Here is a 13,932-nt window from a genome sequence, read left to right as displayed (position 1 = left end):
TCGGCGTGGTAGGCGAATCGCCTTCATCGGCCGCGAGCAACGCGTTCAACATCCGCGCGTCCGGCAACCGCTCCAGCGACAGGCACGTGTCGCTCAACGCATCGACCTGCGTGGGGACGAGCGCGATGCCCGCCAGTGCACGAGACGTCGCCAGCAGCGCCGCATCGGACAGCGGATTGCGCGGATCGCGTAATCCGCGCGCTTGCTTGCGATCGGGCTGGACGTCAGGAAACGAGACTCGCGAAGTCGTCCCACACCATGACGATGTTCTGCGATCGCCAGATCGGTCCCGCATCGACGTACTCGCCCGCGAACCGGCCGTTCAACGCCTCGTAAAACGCGATCGCGGCCGCGTTTCCCTTGACGACACTCAACGCGGCGCCCGGATACCGTAACGCTTGCAGATGCGTTGCGAGTTGCGCAAGCAGCATGCGGCCGATGCCGCGGCGCTTGAAGTGCGGATCGACGTAAAGGAACTTGATTTCGCCACGGCCGCCGAAAATCGGCTCCGACGGCGCGCCGGCTGCGCCGATGCCGACGATCCAGCCGCCGGTTTGCGCCACGAGCACCAGCTGGTCGCGCTCGTTCGACGCCAGCTTCTCCCGCCATGTCCTGCCGCGATGGCGCTCGTCGAGGGCGGCATGCGCCTGCGCCGGCGCAAGATCGCGATAGGTATGCCGCCAGACCTTGACGTGGAAATCGGCGATCGCCTGCGCATCGTCGAGGCTGGCGGACCTGGTGGATATTCCGGACATGGAGGACTCTTTCGGGCAGCTCGGCGCACGCGGGCGCGGCGTACACGCCGGATTGTCGGCGATCCGGGCGACGATGTCAGCAAGCACCGCGCAGCCGTGGCCGATCAGCGCGCAACGGCTTCCGTGTTCCGCACGCTGCCCAGAAAGCGCGCCAATTCCACCGTCTGCGGCCGCTCGAAGATCTCTTCGGCCGTCCCGCTCTCCCACACCCTGCCCTGGTGCATGAAGACGATCCGGTCGCTCACCGCGCGCGCGAAGTTCATCTCGTGCGTGACCATGATCAGCGTCATGTCCTCGCGCGCGAGTTGCTCGACGACGCCCAGTACCTCGCCGACGAGTTCGGGATCGAGCGCCGACGTGATTTCGTCGCACAGCAGCACGCTCGGCTTCATCGCCAGCGCACGCGCGATCGCGACACGCTGCTGCTGGCCGCCCGACAGCTGCTCCGGGAACGCGTCGAACTTGTCGCCGAGGCCGACGCGTTCGAGCATCAGCTCCGCGATTGCGCGCGCCTGCTGGCGATGCGTGTTCTTCACGACGGACTGCGCCAGCATCACGTTTTGCCCGGCGCTCAGATGCGGAAACAGGTTGTATTGCTGGAACACCATCCCGACCTTGAGCCGCAGCGCACGCAGGTCCGCGTGCCGCGCGTCGACGCGTTCGCCGTCGATCGAGATCGTGCCCGCGTCGATGCTCTCGAGCCCGTTGAGCGTGCGCAGCAGCGTGCTCTTGCCTGAACCGCTGCGGCCGATGATCGATACGACCTGCCCGCGCTCGACGGAGAAATCGATGCCCTTGAGCACATGATGGGTGCCGAAGTTCTTTTCGAGACCACGGGTTTCAACGAGCGGCATGCCATCTCCTTTGCAACGTGCGCGCATAGCGGGTAAGCGGATAACAGAGCGCGAAATAGATCAGCGCGACGAGGCCATACACGACGAACGGCCGGAACGTCGCGTTCGAGATCGCGATGCCGACCTTCGTCAGCTCGGTGAAGCCGATGATCGATACCAGTGCCGTATCCTTCACGGCCTGCACGCCGAAGCCGACCGTCGGCGCGATCGCGATGCGGGCGGCCTGCGGGAGGATCACATGACGCAACTGCTCGACGTAGCTCATGGCCAGGCTCGCCGACGCCTCCCACTGCCCTTTCGGCACCGCCTCGACGCAGCCGCGCCAGATTTCCGCGAGATACGCGCTGGTGAAGAACGTCAGCCCCGCCGTGGCCGCGACCCACGGCGGAACGTCGAGCCCGACGAGCGGCAGGCCGAAGAACACGATGAACAGTTGCATCAGCAACGGGGTGCCCTGGAATACCTCGATGTACAGCTTCGCGCAGCCGCGCAGCACCGTCGAACTCGACACGCGCATCACGAGCAGCCCGAGGCCGACGAGGCCGCCGGACACGAACGACACGATCGACAGCACGATCGTCCAGCGCGCGGCCAGCAACAGGTTCGTGAGAATCTGCGCGAACGTGAAATCGGTCATCGTGCACCTCGTACGCGGCGGGAGAACAGGCGGCGCCCGATCGTGCCGAGCGCGCCACGCAGCAGCAGCGCCATCGCCAGATACGCGAGCGTGATGACGAAATACGTCTCGAATGCACGGAAGTTGCGCGACTGAATGTAGCCCGCCGCATAGGTCAGATCGGCCACCGAGATCTGCGACACGACCGCTGAACCGAGCATCGTGATCACGATCTGGCTCGAGAGCGCGGGAAACACCTTGGCGAGCGCCTGCGGCAGCACGACATGGCGCAGCATCTGCGCGCGCGACATCGCAAGCGCCGATGCCGCCTCCAGATGCCCGTTCGGGACGGCGGCGACGCCCGCGCGCACGATCTCGACCGAGTACGCGCCGAGATTGAGCGTCATCGCGAGAATCGCGGCCGTGTATTCGTCGATGTGCACGCCAAGCGCGGGCAATCCGAAGAAGATGAAGAACAGCTGGACGACGAACGGCGTATTGCGGATCGCCTCGACGTACGCGCCGATCAGCGGGCGCAGCCGCACGGCCGCGGGCGCGTCGGCGCTGTACGCGGCTGCGCCGAGCACGCCGATCGCCACGCCGAGCACGGTTGCGACCGCAGTCAGCGCAAGCGTGATCGCCGCGCCGCTCGCGAACACGCCGGCGTATTCGGCGAGCTCGCCGAATTGAAGCTGATAGCTCATGACGATTGAGTAAATTCGGGTTCTGACAATGACGCCCACCGCGCCGGCGGTGCCGGCCGCGGCGATGGATCAGGCGGCACGGCGATTCGTCACAGGCCGGCCGGCAACGGCTGGCCGAGCCACTTCTTCGACATCGCACCCAGTGTGCCGTCCTGCTTCGCATGCGCGATCGCATCGTCGATCTTCGCGAGCAGGCGCGGTTCGTTCTTGTTGACGCCGACGAAGCACGGCGAGTTCTTGATCACGAACTTGACCTCGGGCCGACGCGGCGGATTCTTCGCGAGAATCGCCGCCGCGACGATGTTGCCGGCGGCGATCAGTTGCACTTGCCCCGACAAGAACGCCTGGATCGTCGCGTTGTTGTCCTCGAAGCGCTTGATCGTCGCATTCGGTGCGAGTTGCGACAGCGCGATCTCCTCGAGCGCGCCGCGCGTGGCGCCGACCGTCTTCCCGGTCAGGTCGGCGGGCGCGCTCACCTTCACGTCCGCCGGCCCGAACACGCCCTGGAAATACGGCGCGTAAGCGGTCGAGAAGTCGATGACCTTCTCGCGCTCCGGCGTCTTGCCGAGTGACGAGATCACCATGTCGACCTTGTTGGTCGTCAGATACGGAATCCGGTTCGCGCTGTTGACGGGCACCAGCTTCAGCTTCACGCCGAGCGATTTGGCGAGCAGCTCGGCCATGTCGATGTCGTAGCCCTGCGGCTGCATGTCCGTGCCGACCGAGCCGAACGGCGGATAGTCTTCAGGCACCGCGACGCGCAGCGCGCCGCTTTTCGCGATGGTGTCGAGCGCGTCGGCATGGGCCGGCGCAGCTGCGAACAGCGCCATCACGGGGGCTGCGATCAGCGCAGCCAGCCAGGTGCGTCGGGGAAACGGTCGAGTCGTCGGGCTCACGGTGAATCTTCCTTGTCTGGTATGTCGTCGGGCAGCGCGCAACCGTTGCGCGGCCAAAGCAACTCCAGCAAAAACCGGGCCATCACCGTGTAATGCTCGCCGCGCCGGCACGAGACAGGAATTCCGGCGAACTGCATTCCTCATTTCGGTGCATGCGCCGGCGCCGGCGGCGGCGGTTGCCCTCGCAGTGCGCGCCGGCGCACCAAATTACCTAACCGGTTCACCCTGGGGATTCGGACGCCGGCGTATTGGACGCACGCCGGATTCTATTCATCGAACGTGGGTACGCCCGACTTTCCACCAGGCGGTGTCCAGACGGCGGTGCGTACGTCGCGCGCGAAACGGTCAGCCTGAAGCACGGCAAGGTGTTCGAAAACGTGTGTCACCATCACACCACCGAGACGTTCTACAATCCGGCGCTGACCAGCACGACGGTCGCCGACGACTGGCTCGCGCCGGGCGTCGGTCTGGTCAAGTCGGTCGCCGATATCGCCGGCACCCGGATCATCACGCGTGAGCTCGAGTCGGCGAACGTTGCCGGCAAGTCGTATTGAACGTGGGGCGCCCCGACGCTCGCGCGTGTGCCGTCAATGATGCGTGTACAACCGAGGCGCCGCGGCATGACTCTGGATCGCGGCTCCCGAGTCGGCCCCTGCCCCGGGTGCAGGCCCATAGCCCGACACATCGGCCTGCGGCGTCGATTCGGAAGACCGGATGCGTGCCTCGACCTGCTGGATCGATTGCGGATAGTGAATGTCCTTTCGGGCCGGGTTGTAACCGGCCTGCTCGATCTGCGTGATCTGGGCGCGGACTTCCGCTCGGGTCAGGCCGCTGCTTGATTGAGCTGCCGATGCGAATGCGGGGATGATGGCCGCTGCCAGCACGATGATACGGATTGCGAACTTCATGATCTCGACCTCCAGTGAATAGGGTCGGCATTCGAGGACACCTCTTCTGCCGTAGAGACAGCATGCCCAACCAAACTGAAGGCAACGTTAACTTCACGTCGTCGAACGCATCGGATGTGAAAGACAGGAGCGGTCCCGAAATCGCCGATTCGGTCACGCCGAAGACGGCAACGTGACGCGCACGCCGAACCCGTTGCCGTTCAACCCGTCGATGTACGTCAGACTCCCGCCGAGTTTTGCCACGATGCGCGCGACGATGGACAGCCCCAGGCCGCTGCCGCTTTCGTCGTGATCCGCGCCGCGAAAGAAGCGATCCTGCAGTCGGGACAGATCTTCTTCCGAGACGCCGGGTCCGTCGTCCCGTACCTGCAGGCGGATCGCGCCGACGTCCTGCCACGACGTGATTTCGACGCGCCCTTGTTCGCGACCGTACTTGATCGCGTTATCGACGAGATTGTCGAGCAGGACGCGTAGAAGCGTCGACGATGCATGTGCGATAACCGGACCGCCGACGCATGAAATCAGCGACATCTGCTTGCGATCGGCGCGCGCCTGGTGGTCGTCGATGCAGGTCTGCATCACGCGTGCGAGATCGACGTCCTCACCGGGCATCGGGACGGTTTCGTCAAGTCGCGCCAGTGCAAGCAACTGGTCCGCCAGATGCGTGCTGCGCTCTACACCCTCGACCACCCGTTGCATCGCGCGCCGCTGACGGTCCGGATCGCGTGCGGTAAGCGCGACTTGTGCCTGAACCTTGAGCGCGGCGAGCGGGGTCTTGAGCTCGTGTGCGGCGTCGCTGGTGAATGCGCGCTCGCGATCGAGCGAGCCGCGCAGACGGTGCAGCAACGTGTTCAGTGCGGCAACCAGCGGCCGCACTTCGTCGGGGATGCCCTTCGTGCCGATTGCATCGAGGCTGTCGGGGGAACGTGCGGCGATTGCCTCCGACAGCGTCCGTAGCGGCGTCAGGCTGCGTCCGATCGCCAGCCAGATCAACACGGCCAGCACGGGCAACGCGAATGCGAGCGGCCGGGCGACACGGCGCGCCACCTCCGCGGACAAGTCCGAACGGTGCGTGCGTTGTTCGAAGATGCGCACAGTGCGGCCGCGCGCGGCATCGGTCACCACGTACGCGTGCCACTTCGAATTGCCGAACCGGATCGGGCTCGATGCGGCGGCGGGAGACATCGGCAGATCGAGCGAGTCGAGCCCCGGACTGGCGGCCAGGATTCGTCCGCCCGCGTCACTGATCTGATACAGCATTCGCGGTGATGCATCGTTGTCGCCATCGTTGTCTTCCCCCGAGCCGAGGACGATGTCCGCGAAGACCGGCAGATCGGACGCATCGAGCGCGACGAACGCTCTTGCGATCTGCTCGAGGCGGGTTTCGTCCCATTCCTCCGCTTCGTGAATTGCCTGGCGATAGCTCGACACCAGCGAATACGCCCAGACCACCACGACACCCGACAGTACCAGTAAGGTCAGCCGTTGCCGGATCGAGCGCATCACGACGCTTTCTCCACCACGTAGCCGACACCTCGAATCGTGCGGATCAATTCGGCCCCCAGTTTCTTGCGCAGATTCGACACATGCACTTCGATCGCATTGCTTTCGATTTCTTCGTTCCAGCCGTAGAGGCTGTCCTGGAGCTGGGTACGCGAGAGCGGGCGGCCCTGATTCGCCAGCAGTTCGACCAGCAATGCGCATTCGCGCGACGTCAGCGCGACCCGTTCGGTGCCGCGCGTCACCGTCATCAACGACGGATCGACCGACAGGTCGCCGTATTCGATCGTGTCGGTGCTGCGGCCCTGCGAGCGTCGCACGAGCGCACGGCATCGGGCGATCAGTTCGGTCAGGTCGAAAGGCTTGCCGATGTAGTCGTCGGCGCCCGCGCTCAGGCCGCTCACGCGATCGGCCACCGTGTCGCGCGCGGTCATGACCAGCACCGGCGTATGGTTGCGGCGCTTGCGAAGCCAGTCGAGCAATTCAACGCCCGACATGCGGGGCAGGCCGAGATCGAGCACGACGAGGTCATACGGCGTGGTTTCGAGCGCGAGCTGCGCATGCCTGCCATCGTGCGCCCAGTCGACCGTCATGCCGGCCTCGATCAGGCCATCCTCCACCCCGCTGCCGATCAGCTTGTCGTCTTCCACGAGTAACACCCGCATGGTGTCGCGTTCCTTTTGGTCGGGACATGGCGCCCATTGGCGCACGATAACCGTAGAAACCGACCGGCATCAAGCACGGCGGGGAAAAATCCGGTCCTTAAGAATCCGTTAACGTCGGCATTCTATGGTCGCCGTCACCGACACTCGCAATCGAATCGACGACCATGAACAGGCTACCGTTCCGACTCCGTTTTTGCGCAACGCTGGGCGCGTTGCTTTTCGTGGCTGCCGCGCCGGCGTCCGCAGGCGAGATCAAGACGCTGATGCGAGACATGAAGCACGCGATGCAGGGTGCCATGAACAGCCGGACGATTCCGGAAATGAACGGCTACGTGGCCCGGCTCGAAAGCGATGCGCAGCAGGCGAGCCGCCAGCGGTATCGCAATGACCAGCCGACTTACGACGAAGGCATGCGCACATTGCGGGATGAATTGACCGCGGTCGACCGTGCCATCCAGGCCAATGATCTACCCGCCGCAAAGCAGGCGTTGCGCCGGATAGACGGTACGAAGAAGCACTATCACGACCTGCTCGGATAACCCGAGCAGGGCACGCTTTCGCTACTGAACAGGCATTCCCGTCATGAAAACCAATACCCGCTATCCGCTGTCGATCAGCCTGCTGCACTGGCTGCTGGCCGCCGCGCTGATCGGCAACCTGATCGTCGGCTTGCTGCTCGACGACAACGAGGACCTCGTCAGCCTGCACAAGTCGATCGGCATCGCCATTCTTGGGCTCGTGGCGCTTCGTATCGTGAATCGGCTGCGTATGCGCCGCAGCCTCCCGGCGTCGGTCAATCCGGCCGGCACGCTGAACCATTTCGCGGAACGCAGCGTCCACGGGCTGCTTTATGTGCTGATGTTCGCCATTCCCGTGCTCGGGTGGATGAAGACGAACGCGGCCGGGCACACGGCCAGCTGCTTCGGGCTCTTCTCACTGCCGACGCTGGTGCCCAGGAGTCGCGAGCTGTCACATTGGCTGGGAGAACTGCACGCACTGACGGCTTACGGGCTGGCCGCGCTGGTCGGCTTGCACGTGCTGGGCGCGGTGGCACACAAGCTGTTCAGGTCGGAGAACGTGTTTCCGCGCATTCTGCCTTTGCCCGCGCGCGTCGCCCGGCAGCGGGCCCCGTCCGGTGACCGGAATCGAGCATCGAGCAGGTCACCCTGCCGTTGACCGTGAATGCCGGCAAACGCCTGATTTGAACCTCCGGTCGTGCCCTGGATGCCGGTGAGGTCATCCTGGTAAGGATCATGGCATTCAACGGGGCAGCGGCCATGCACTCGACGCGATCGAGCCGCCATCTCGCCCGGAACTGTGAAGACGAACGTGCTTGACGAAGGTCAAGCCGGTAAACGGCCCTCGTGCGAAAAATTGCCGTGTACAAGACCGTCGGTTGTCACCGGGAGACGTTCATGAACACCAGCACTTCACCCGTACAGGCAGTGCCCGCCTCCCAGCGTGTACTGATCGCCGTAGACGGTTCCGCCGCATCCACACATGCCCTCGCGTATGCCAAAGCGTTCCTTCCGTCGAATGCCGCGGTGCATATCGTCAGCGTTACGGAAAATCCGCGAACGCTCGTCCCGCGCGGGTCGAAAACCACGGCATTTCTCGAATCGGCCCGCGACGAATTGTTGCGAGACGCATCCGACGCGCTGTCGCGCGCCCAAAGCGCAATCTCGCGCGACGACATCTCGATCGACACGGAAGTCATCGACTTGTCCACGCACGGTGGGGATGTCGTGCATGCGCTGGCCGAAAGTGCACAAGCCTGGCAGGCCGAACTCATGATCGTCGGCACACGTCAGCATCATGGCCTGCTCGGATGGATCGAGGGAACGGTTTCCGGTCCGCTCGGCAAGCTCGTTGGTTGCCCGCTGCTCATCGTTCCGGAAGGTTTTGCGTCGGTCGCCGAGCACCTGCCGCGGCGGATGCTGTTCGCTGTCGACGGAAGCCCGATTGCGCTCCACGCATTGCGAACGGGGTTGAAATTCTCGCGGCCCGATACCGAATTCCGGGCGATACACGTGCTCGATCGCCCCACATCGCTGGGTGATTTCGTCCCCGTCGAGACGCTGGAAGCGGCGTTGATCAGCGAAGGCAATCGTGCACTGCAAAAAGCCATGGACCTGCTCGATGGCACACCCGCGCACGCGCAGTCTCAACTGATTCAAACGGATCGCACCGGCGCGGACGTGCCTCACCTGATCGTGCACAACGCTATCGAATGGAACGCGGACATGATCGTCATGGGCACCCATGGGCGGCGCGGCGTCACGGGCTGGCTCGTCGGCAGCGTGGCCGGACGCGTTGCGCGCATCACGAAAACGCCGCTTCTTCTGGTGAGTGCGCCGCATGCGTGATGCGTTTCATCGTCACGCATCCGCTCCGACGGCGTGGAACAGTTCCTCCTCCTGAGCGCAATGCAGGCGTACGATCGCTTCCAGCCCGTACAACAAGCGCTGTATCGCCTGCACCTGCATGGCGTTCGTTCCGTCGCGCGGCAGGTCCTCGACCATCTGCCTGAGCGATCGGACCATCGTGAAAATCTCCCGGTGTGCGCCACTCATCGCCGCCAGCGGGTCCTCGCCACCGAGAAGCGGGGCGAGTCGCGCGTAGACGTCCCGATCGTCGGCGCGTTCGTGTGGCAGCAGCCGTTCGTCCAGCGAGTCGATCATGTGGACAAGCTCACTGGCGATGGCTGCCCCGGATAGTTGCGGCATACGATCCGCGAGATCCCTGATCTGGTCCAGCAACGGTGACAATGCCGTGTGCTCGCGCTTGAGTTGCTCGACGTCGACATCGGCGAGTCGGGCGTCAGTTGACCTCGGGCGAACCAGCAACACGCGTAGCGCATTGACGATGACGACGACGTCGATGACTTCCTGAATGACCGCACCGGCAATCGGCTGCAGGAATCCGGCCGCCGCAATCGTCATTGCGACGACCGACAGCGACATGCCGGCCACCACGCTCTCGAGTGCGATTCGGCGCGACCGTCGCGCGATACGTATCGCATCCACGAGTCGATCCAGCCGATCCACCAGCAGTACCACGTCGGCAGCTTCGGATGACGCGGCTGCCCCCCGCGCGCCCATCGCGATACCGACGTCGGCGGCCGCGAGCGCCGGTGCGTCGTTCACGCCGTCGCCGACCATGATCGTCACGCCTTCCTTGCGCGCGGCCTGAATCGCGGCAAGCTTGTCCATCGGCGTCTGCTCGGCACGCACGTCGGTAACACCCAGCAACTCGCCGACGGCCTGGGCAATGTCTCGCCGGTCGCCGGTCAGCATGACGAGGCGCTCGACGCCTTCTCGTTTCAACAGTCGCAATGCCCGCGGCGTTTCCAGCCGCAACTGGTCGGCCATCTGAATCGCACCGATCATCACACCATCGACGCCGACGAATACGGCGGCACCGCCCTCGTTGCCGACCCGCTTGAGGAACGCGTCGCTCCAGGGGGCGACCGTTGAACAGGCGCAGACGTATCCGAACTTGCCGATCGCGACGGTCCGATTGTCGACCCGCCCTGTCACGCCCTCGCCCGCCGTTTCCATGACGACCGACGGCGGCGACAGATTGATCCGGCGTTCCCGCGCGGCGACCGTCAGCGCATCCGAAATGGCATGCCCCGAAGCCTGTGCCAATGACGCCGCGAAACGCAGCACATCGCCCGCTCCGACGTCCGTGCTGCATTCGATCGCAACGATGCGTGCCCGCCCTCCCGTCAGCGTCCCGGTCTTGTCGAAGAACAGAATCGAAGCTTGCGCGAGGCGTTCGAGCGCGCCACCGCCCTTGACCAGGATGCCGCGTTTCGAACAACGCGACAGGCCGGACACGATGGCCACCGGCACGGCAAGGATCAACGGACAGGGCGTGGCGACGACGAGCACGGCGAGCGCGCGTGTGACGTCGCCGGTCAGCAGCCACGCGATGCCGGCGACGAGCAGCGAGGCGAGCACGAAGAATGCCGCGTAGCGATCCGCGAGACGCACGGCGGGACCGCGCTCGTGTTGTGCGCGCTCGACCATGCGGACGATGCCCGCAAACGTGCTGTCGCCTGCCGTGGTGCGGGCGACCATTTCAAATGGCGCGCCTGCGTTGACCACGCCGCTGCATGCGGTTTCTCCGGAGCGCCGCCGCTGGGTGGACGACTCGCCCGTGAGCATGGACTCGTCCAGTTCCGCGTCGTCGGTCAACGTGCCGTCGACCGGCGCGCATTCGCCGCTACGCACGAGCAGCCTGTCACCCGGAACGATGGTTTCCGGCGCAACGGAACGCCATTCACCGTTCTCGAACCGGGTCGCCTGCCGGGGGGCACGGCCGAGCAGCGCGGTCATCTCGCGTTGCGCGCGGTCTTGCGCATACCGCTCCAGCGTCCGGCCGCTGGCGAGCATCAATGCGATGACCGCGGCGGTCAGCGTCTCGTCGAGCGCGATTGCCAGGCCGATCGCCAGCCATGCGAGCACGTCGATGCCGGCCTCCCGTTTCGCCACCGCCTTTGCAAGCGACACGGTCAACGCGAGCAAGACCGGCACCGTACCCAGCAGCCAGAAAACCCGCGCGAGGGAAAGCAGACCGAACGCCACGCACATGCCCCCTGAGGCGAGCGTAGACGCTGCGAGGACCAGCAACGCGAGATCGATCGACCAGCGGGATCGGGACATGACCATTCTTCCAATTGCCGTGCACGGCGGGGTTCGCTGCATCCGATTCCGGTTGCTCACGGCGTGGAATCAGTCTAGGAAACGCCGCGGTTCGGCCGTTGACCTGAGTCACGGCGAAGCGCGTCACGCGAACGACCGGCACGGCGCGTTGCTTGACGTGAGTCAAGCGGGCGGCGCCTTTCGTCAGCACAATCGAAGCGTGACACCGAAGCGCGTCGAGGCGATATCGTGCTGACGCTGGCGGTACTGTTTCTGCTGATTCTTCTGCTGAATCTCATGCCGGCGTTCGCCCCGCCCACGTGGATGGCGATGTCGTGGGTCGGGTTCAACCTGCCAGAAGGCAATCCGCCGATCTTTGCCATCGTGGCGGCCGGCGCGGCGACGACTGGCCGCGTCATCCTGGCGACCTTCGCAAGATCGCTCGTGCGCGCCCGCTGGATGCGGCAATCGGATCGCGAGAACATCGACGTCGCCACGCACTGGCTGCGCAAGCACAGGACGCTCACCGCCGGTGCGTTCTTCTTCTATGCCCTGAGCCCGCTTCCGTCGAACTATCTGTTCATCGCATACGGCCTTTCCGGATTGCCGCTCAGGATCATCGCCGCGGCGTTCTTCGTCGGCCGCGCCGCGACCTATGCGATCTGGCCGCACCTCGGCCGCCTTGCGTCGACCTGGCTGGACGTGGAGTCCGGGCTCGAAGGCACTTATCTCGGCGGATACTTCATCGTCACGCAACTGGCGTTGCTCGGCGTCGTCTTCGCGTTGATGAAGCTCAATTGGCGGGCGCTTCTCAAGGAACGCCGGTTGACGTTCCGGCGCGGCCATCCTCCGCGCGGCGCGGAATGACACCCGGCATGCTCGCCGTGCCGATCGGCCGCACCGGCTGACCGGCCGACCGGTGCCGCTTACCGGCCGCGCATCCCGGACACGGTTTCAGCGATGCGTTCCCGCTTGCGCGGATCGACGTGGGTCATCACGTTCAGGACACGGTGATGCTTCATCACGCGAGCACGCGCGTCCACGGCGATGTCGTGCCCTTGCACAACCGTGAGATCGGCGTCGATGTCGAGATGCACGTCGACGAGGATCAGGTCGCCGGTCTTTCGCGTGCGCAGGTCGTGCACGTCGAGCACGCCCGGCGTCGCGCGCAGCGTCGCGCGGATCGCCTGCACGTCTTCGGCGTCGGCCGCCCGATCCATCAGGTCGTGCAAGGCGTCCCAGCCGAACGTGGCGCCCATTTTCACGATCATCCCGCCGACGATCAGCGCGGCGACGGGATCGAGCAGCGGATAACCGAGCAGGTTGCCGACGATGCCGCAAGCGACGACCAGCGACGATGCGGCGTCCGAACGCGCGTGCCATGCGTTGGCGACGAGCATGCTCGACTTCACTCGCGTGGCGACCGCGAGCATGTAACGGAACAGGCTTTCCTTCGCGGCGAGCGCGACGAGCGCGACCCAGAGCGCCGCGACGTGGACGCGCGCGATCGCTTCCGGATGCTCGAGCTTCTGGATGGCGGACCAGAGCATCCCGCCACCCACCAGCAGCAGGATTGCGGCAAGTGCCAGCGATGCGCCGGTTTCGAAGCGCTGATGGCCGTAAGGATGCTTTTCGTCGATGGGCTTGCGGCTATGGTGACTGGCCAGCAGCACGGCGAAATCCGCGATCAGATCGGACAATGAGTGAATCCCGTCCGCCACGAGACCCTGCGATCGGGACAGGATGCCAATTACCACTTGCCCGATGCTCAGCGCGAGGTTGACCGCCACGCTCACCCAGGTGCTTCGCGTGGCCGCGGCGGCCATCGCGGGCGTCGCTTCAGCGGCGGTTTCCGAAACAACGTCGGGATTTCTTGACATCACGATTCAGGTCACTTTCCCGGGTTGAGCAAGGCCGCACGTCACGTCGAAAGCTCGTCGAACGCGATCAACGCATGTGCCGCGTACATCATCGACGGGCCGCCGCCCATATAGACGGCGACACCGGAGACCGCCTCGCTCTCCTCGCGCGTCGCCTTCAGCTTGATCAGCGATTGCATGTGGAAACCGATGCGGTCGTCGCAGCGGCACGAGATCGCGATGCCTGATGCGATCAGCTCGCGGGTCTTCTTCGTCAGCGCCCCCTATTCGGTACCGGCCGCGCCCAGCGCGCCGAAGGCGGACATGAGGTCCGGCTGCGACTGCCGAAACTTGCGCATCTGCTCGGCGACTTGCGCGGTTCTTTCACCATAATGCAATGAATTCGACATGGCTGGCGGCTCCGACAGGACAGAAATCGAGTGGGCTCACCACGCTTCGTCGCCGTGACGCCGCATGATGCGCCGCACGTTTGACAACAGCATGATCGCCGGCATTCCGGGGGGCT

The 13,932-nt window shown here is 64.9% G+C and carries 16 protein-coding genes and 1 pseudogene; 5 read left to right on the top strand and 12 right to left on the bottom strand.

All coding sequences use genetic code 11. From position 1 onward, the window contains the following. Positions 1-224 precede the first annotated feature (224 nt). The 6 genes from WS75_RS14295 to WS75_RS33550 form a co-directional block, all read right to left on the bottom strand. Positions 225-755 carry a GNAT family N-acetyltransferase gene (locus tag WS75_RS14295; protein ID WP_059681035.1) on the bottom strand — a complete coding sequence of 177 codons (531 nt, stop codon included), beginning with the start codon at positions 753-755 and terminating at the stop codon, positions 225-227. A 104-nt stretch (positions 756-859) separates the two neighbouring features. Further along, on the bottom strand, positions 860-1,609 hold the full coding sequence (locus tag WS75_RS14290) for an amino acid ABC transporter ATP-binding protein (protein WP_059681034.1): 750 nt from the start codon (positions 1,607-1,609) through the stop codon (positions 860-862). Then, positions 1,596-2,246, bottom strand: coding sequence for an amino acid ABC transporter permease (locus WS75_RS14285; RefSeq protein WP_059681033.1), 651 nt, complete (start codon positions 2,244-2,246; stop codon positions 1,596-1,598). The genes WS75_RS14290 and WS75_RS14285 overlap by 14 nt, the downstream gene beginning before the upstream one ends. Next, positions 2,243-2,929 carry an amino acid ABC transporter permease gene (locus tag WS75_RS14280; protein WP_059681032.1) on the bottom strand — a complete coding sequence of 229 codons (687 nt, stop codon included), beginning with the start codon at positions 2,927-2,929 and terminating at the stop codon, positions 2,243-2,245. Before WS75_RS14280 ends, WS75_RS14285 begins: the two co-directional genes overlap by 4 nt. A gap of 89 nt (positions 2,930-3,018) precedes the next feature. Then, entirely contained in the window at positions 3,019-3,825 is an 807-nt protein-coding gene (locus WS75_RS14275; protein WP_059681031.1) for a transporter substrate-binding domain-containing protein, read from the bottom strand. Continuing rightward, complete coding sequence (locus tag WS75_RS33550; RefSeq protein ID WP_156429777.1) at positions 3,822-3,962, bottom strand: hypothetical protein; 141 nt, start codon at positions 3,960-3,962, stop codon at positions 3,822-3,824. The genes WS75_RS14275 and WS75_RS33550 overlap by 4 nt, the downstream gene beginning before the upstream one ends. Positions 3,963-4,202: 240 nt before the next feature. Here WS75_RS33550 and WS75_RS34565 point away from each other — a divergent pair, with 240 nt between their 5' ends. After that, a complete protein-coding gene (locus tag WS75_RS34565; protein ID WP_257129378.1) occupies positions 4,203-4,379 on the top strand; it encodes a hypothetical protein in 177 nt (58 codons plus the stop codon). Positions 4,380-4,412: 33 nt separating this feature from the next. On the opposite strand, the gene WS75_RS14265 is transcribed toward WS75_RS34565, so the two are convergent. The 3 genes from WS75_RS14265 to WS75_RS14255 all read right to left on the bottom strand — a co-directional run bounded on the left by WS75_RS14265 (position 4,413) and on the right by WS75_RS14255 (position 6,898). Then, the gene (locus WS75_RS14265; RefSeq protein WP_059681029.1) at positions 4,413-4,733 is read right to left on the bottom strand and encodes a DUF4148 domain-containing protein; all 321 of its coding nucleotides are present in this window, start codon (positions 4,731-4,733) and stop codon (positions 4,413-4,415) included. A gap of 153 nt (positions 4,734-4,886) precedes the next feature. Then, complete coding sequence (locus WS75_RS14260) at positions 4,887-6,236, bottom strand: ATP-binding protein (RefSeq protein ID WP_059681028.1); 1,350 nt, start codon at positions 6,234-6,236, stop codon at positions 4,887-4,889. Next, positions 6,236-6,898: a response regulator transcription factor gene (locus WS75_RS14255; protein ID WP_059681027.1), complete on the bottom strand. Its 663-nt coding sequence runs from the start codon at positions 6,896-6,898 to the stop codon at positions 6,236-6,238. The genes WS75_RS14260 and WS75_RS14255 overlap by 1 nt, the downstream gene beginning before the upstream one ends. Positions 6,899-7,062: 164 nt before the next feature. Here WS75_RS14255 and WS75_RS14250 point away from each other — a divergent pair, with 164 nt between their 5' ends. The 3 genes from WS75_RS14250 to WS75_RS14240 all read left to right on the top strand — a co-directional run bounded on the left by WS75_RS14250 (position 7,063) and on the right by WS75_RS14240 (position 9,264). Continuing rightward, positions 7,063-7,437 (top strand): cytochrome b562, encoded by a 375-nt coding sequence (locus WS75_RS14250; protein WP_059681026.1) that lies wholly within the window; start codon positions 7,063-7,065, stop codon positions 7,435-7,437. Between the two features lie 43 nt (positions 7,438-7,480). Continuing rightward, on the top strand, positions 7,481-8,074 hold the full coding sequence (locus WS75_RS14245; RefSeq protein ID WP_059681025.1) for a cytochrome b: 594 nt from the start codon (positions 7,481-7,483) through the stop codon (positions 8,072-8,074). A gap of 239 nt (positions 8,075-8,313) precedes the next feature. Beyond that, positions 8,314-9,264, top strand: a complete 951-nt coding sequence (locus tag WS75_RS14240; RefSeq protein WP_059681066.1) for a universal stress protein — start codon at positions 8,314-8,316, stop codon at positions 9,262-9,264. Positions 9,265-9,276: 12 nt separating this feature from the next. Here WS75_RS14240 and WS75_RS14235 read toward each other — a convergent pair whose 3' ends face one another. Further along, complete coding sequence (locus tag WS75_RS14235; RefSeq protein WP_059681065.1) at positions 9,277-11,568, bottom strand: heavy metal translocating P-type ATPase; 2,292 nt, start codon at positions 11,566-11,568, stop codon at positions 9,277-9,279. 228 nt (positions 11,569-11,796) lie between these two features. Between WS75_RS14235 and WS75_RS14230 the strand changes: the two genes are divergently transcribed. Beyond that, positions 11,797-12,414 carry a hypothetical protein gene (locus WS75_RS14230; protein ID WP_059681024.1) on the top strand — a complete coding sequence of 206 codons (618 nt, stop codon included), beginning with the start codon at positions 11,797-11,799 and terminating at the stop codon, positions 12,412-12,414. A 59-nt stretch (positions 12,415-12,473) separates the two neighbouring features. On the opposite strand, the gene WS75_RS14225 is transcribed toward WS75_RS14230, so the two are convergent. Together WS75_RS14225 and WS75_RS14220 are read right to left on the bottom strand one after the other, a co-directional pair. Then, on the bottom strand, positions 12,474-13,427 hold the full coding sequence (locus WS75_RS14225; RefSeq protein ID WP_059681023.1) for a cation diffusion facilitator family transporter: 954 nt from the start codon (positions 13,425-13,427) through the stop codon (positions 12,474-12,476). 41 nt (positions 13,428-13,468) lie between these two features. Beyond that, positions 13,469-13,816, bottom strand: a pseudogene (locus WS75_RS14220) (carboxymuconolactone decarboxylase family protein). Between the last annotated feature and the right edge of the window lie 116 nt (positions 13,817-13,932).

Source organism: Burkholderia sp. FL-7-2-10-S1-D7, from assembly GCF_001524185.1.
GTDB lineage: Bacteria > Pseudomonadota > Gammaproteobacteria > Burkholderiales > Burkholderiaceae > Burkholderia > Burkholderia diffusa.
This window is presented reverse-complemented; position numbering and strand designations above follow the sequence as displayed.

What these genes read in the sequence shown, in the direction of transcription:
- WS75_RS14295 (WP_059681035.1), bottom strand. Translation starts at nt 755, where the DNA reads ATGTCCGGAATATCCACCAGGTCCGCCAGCCTCGACGATGCGCAGGCG.
- WS75_RS14290 (WP_059681034.1), bottom strand. Translation starts at nt 1,609, where the DNA reads ATGCCGCTCGTTGAAACCCGTGGTCTCGAAAAGAACTTCGGCACCCAT.
- WS75_RS14285 (WP_059681033.1), bottom strand. Translation starts at nt 2,246, where the DNA reads ATGACCGATTTCACGTTCGCGCAGATTCTCACGAACCTGTTGCTGGCC.
- WS75_RS14280 (WP_059681032.1), bottom strand. Translation starts at nt 2,929, where the DNA reads ATGAGCTATCAGCTTCAATTCGGCGAGCTCGCCGAATACGCCGGCGTG.
- WS75_RS33550 (WP_156429777.1), bottom strand. Translation starts at nt 3,962, where the DNA reads ATGCAGTTCGCCGGAATTCCTGTCTCGTGCCGGCGCGGCGAGCATTAC.
- WS75_RS14265 (WP_059681029.1), bottom strand. Translation starts at nt 4,733, where the DNA reads ATGAAGTTCGCAATCCGTATCATCGTGCTGGCAGCGGCCATCATCCCC.
- WS75_RS14260 (WP_059681028.1), bottom strand. Translation starts at nt 6,236, where the DNA reads ATGCGCTCGATCCGGCAACGGCTGACCTTACTGGTACTGTCGGGTGTC.
- WS75_RS14255 (WP_059681027.1), bottom strand. Translation starts at nt 6,898, where the DNA reads ATGCGGGTGTTACTCGTGGAAGACGACAAGCTGATCGGCAGCGGGGTG.
- WS75_RS14250 (WP_059681026.1), top strand. Translation starts at nt 7,063, where the DNA reads ATGAACAGGCTACCGTTCCGACTCCGTTTTTGCGCAACGCTGGGCGCG.
- WS75_RS14245 (WP_059681025.1), top strand. Translation starts at nt 7,481, where the DNA reads ATGAAAACCAATACCCGCTATCCGCTGTCGATCAGCCTGCTGCACTGG.
- WS75_RS14240 (WP_059681066.1), top strand. Translation starts at nt 8,314, where the DNA reads ATGAACACCAGCACTTCACCCGTACAGGCAGTGCCCGCCTCCCAGCGT.
- WS75_RS14235 (WP_059681065.1), bottom strand. Translation starts at nt 11,568, where the DNA reads ATGTCCCGATCCCGCTGGTCGATCGATCTCGCGTTGCTGGTCCTCGCA.
- WS75_RS14225 (WP_059681023.1), bottom strand. Translation starts at nt 13,427, where the DNA reads ATGTCAAGAAATCCCGACGTTGTTTCGGAAACCGCCGCTGAAGCGACG.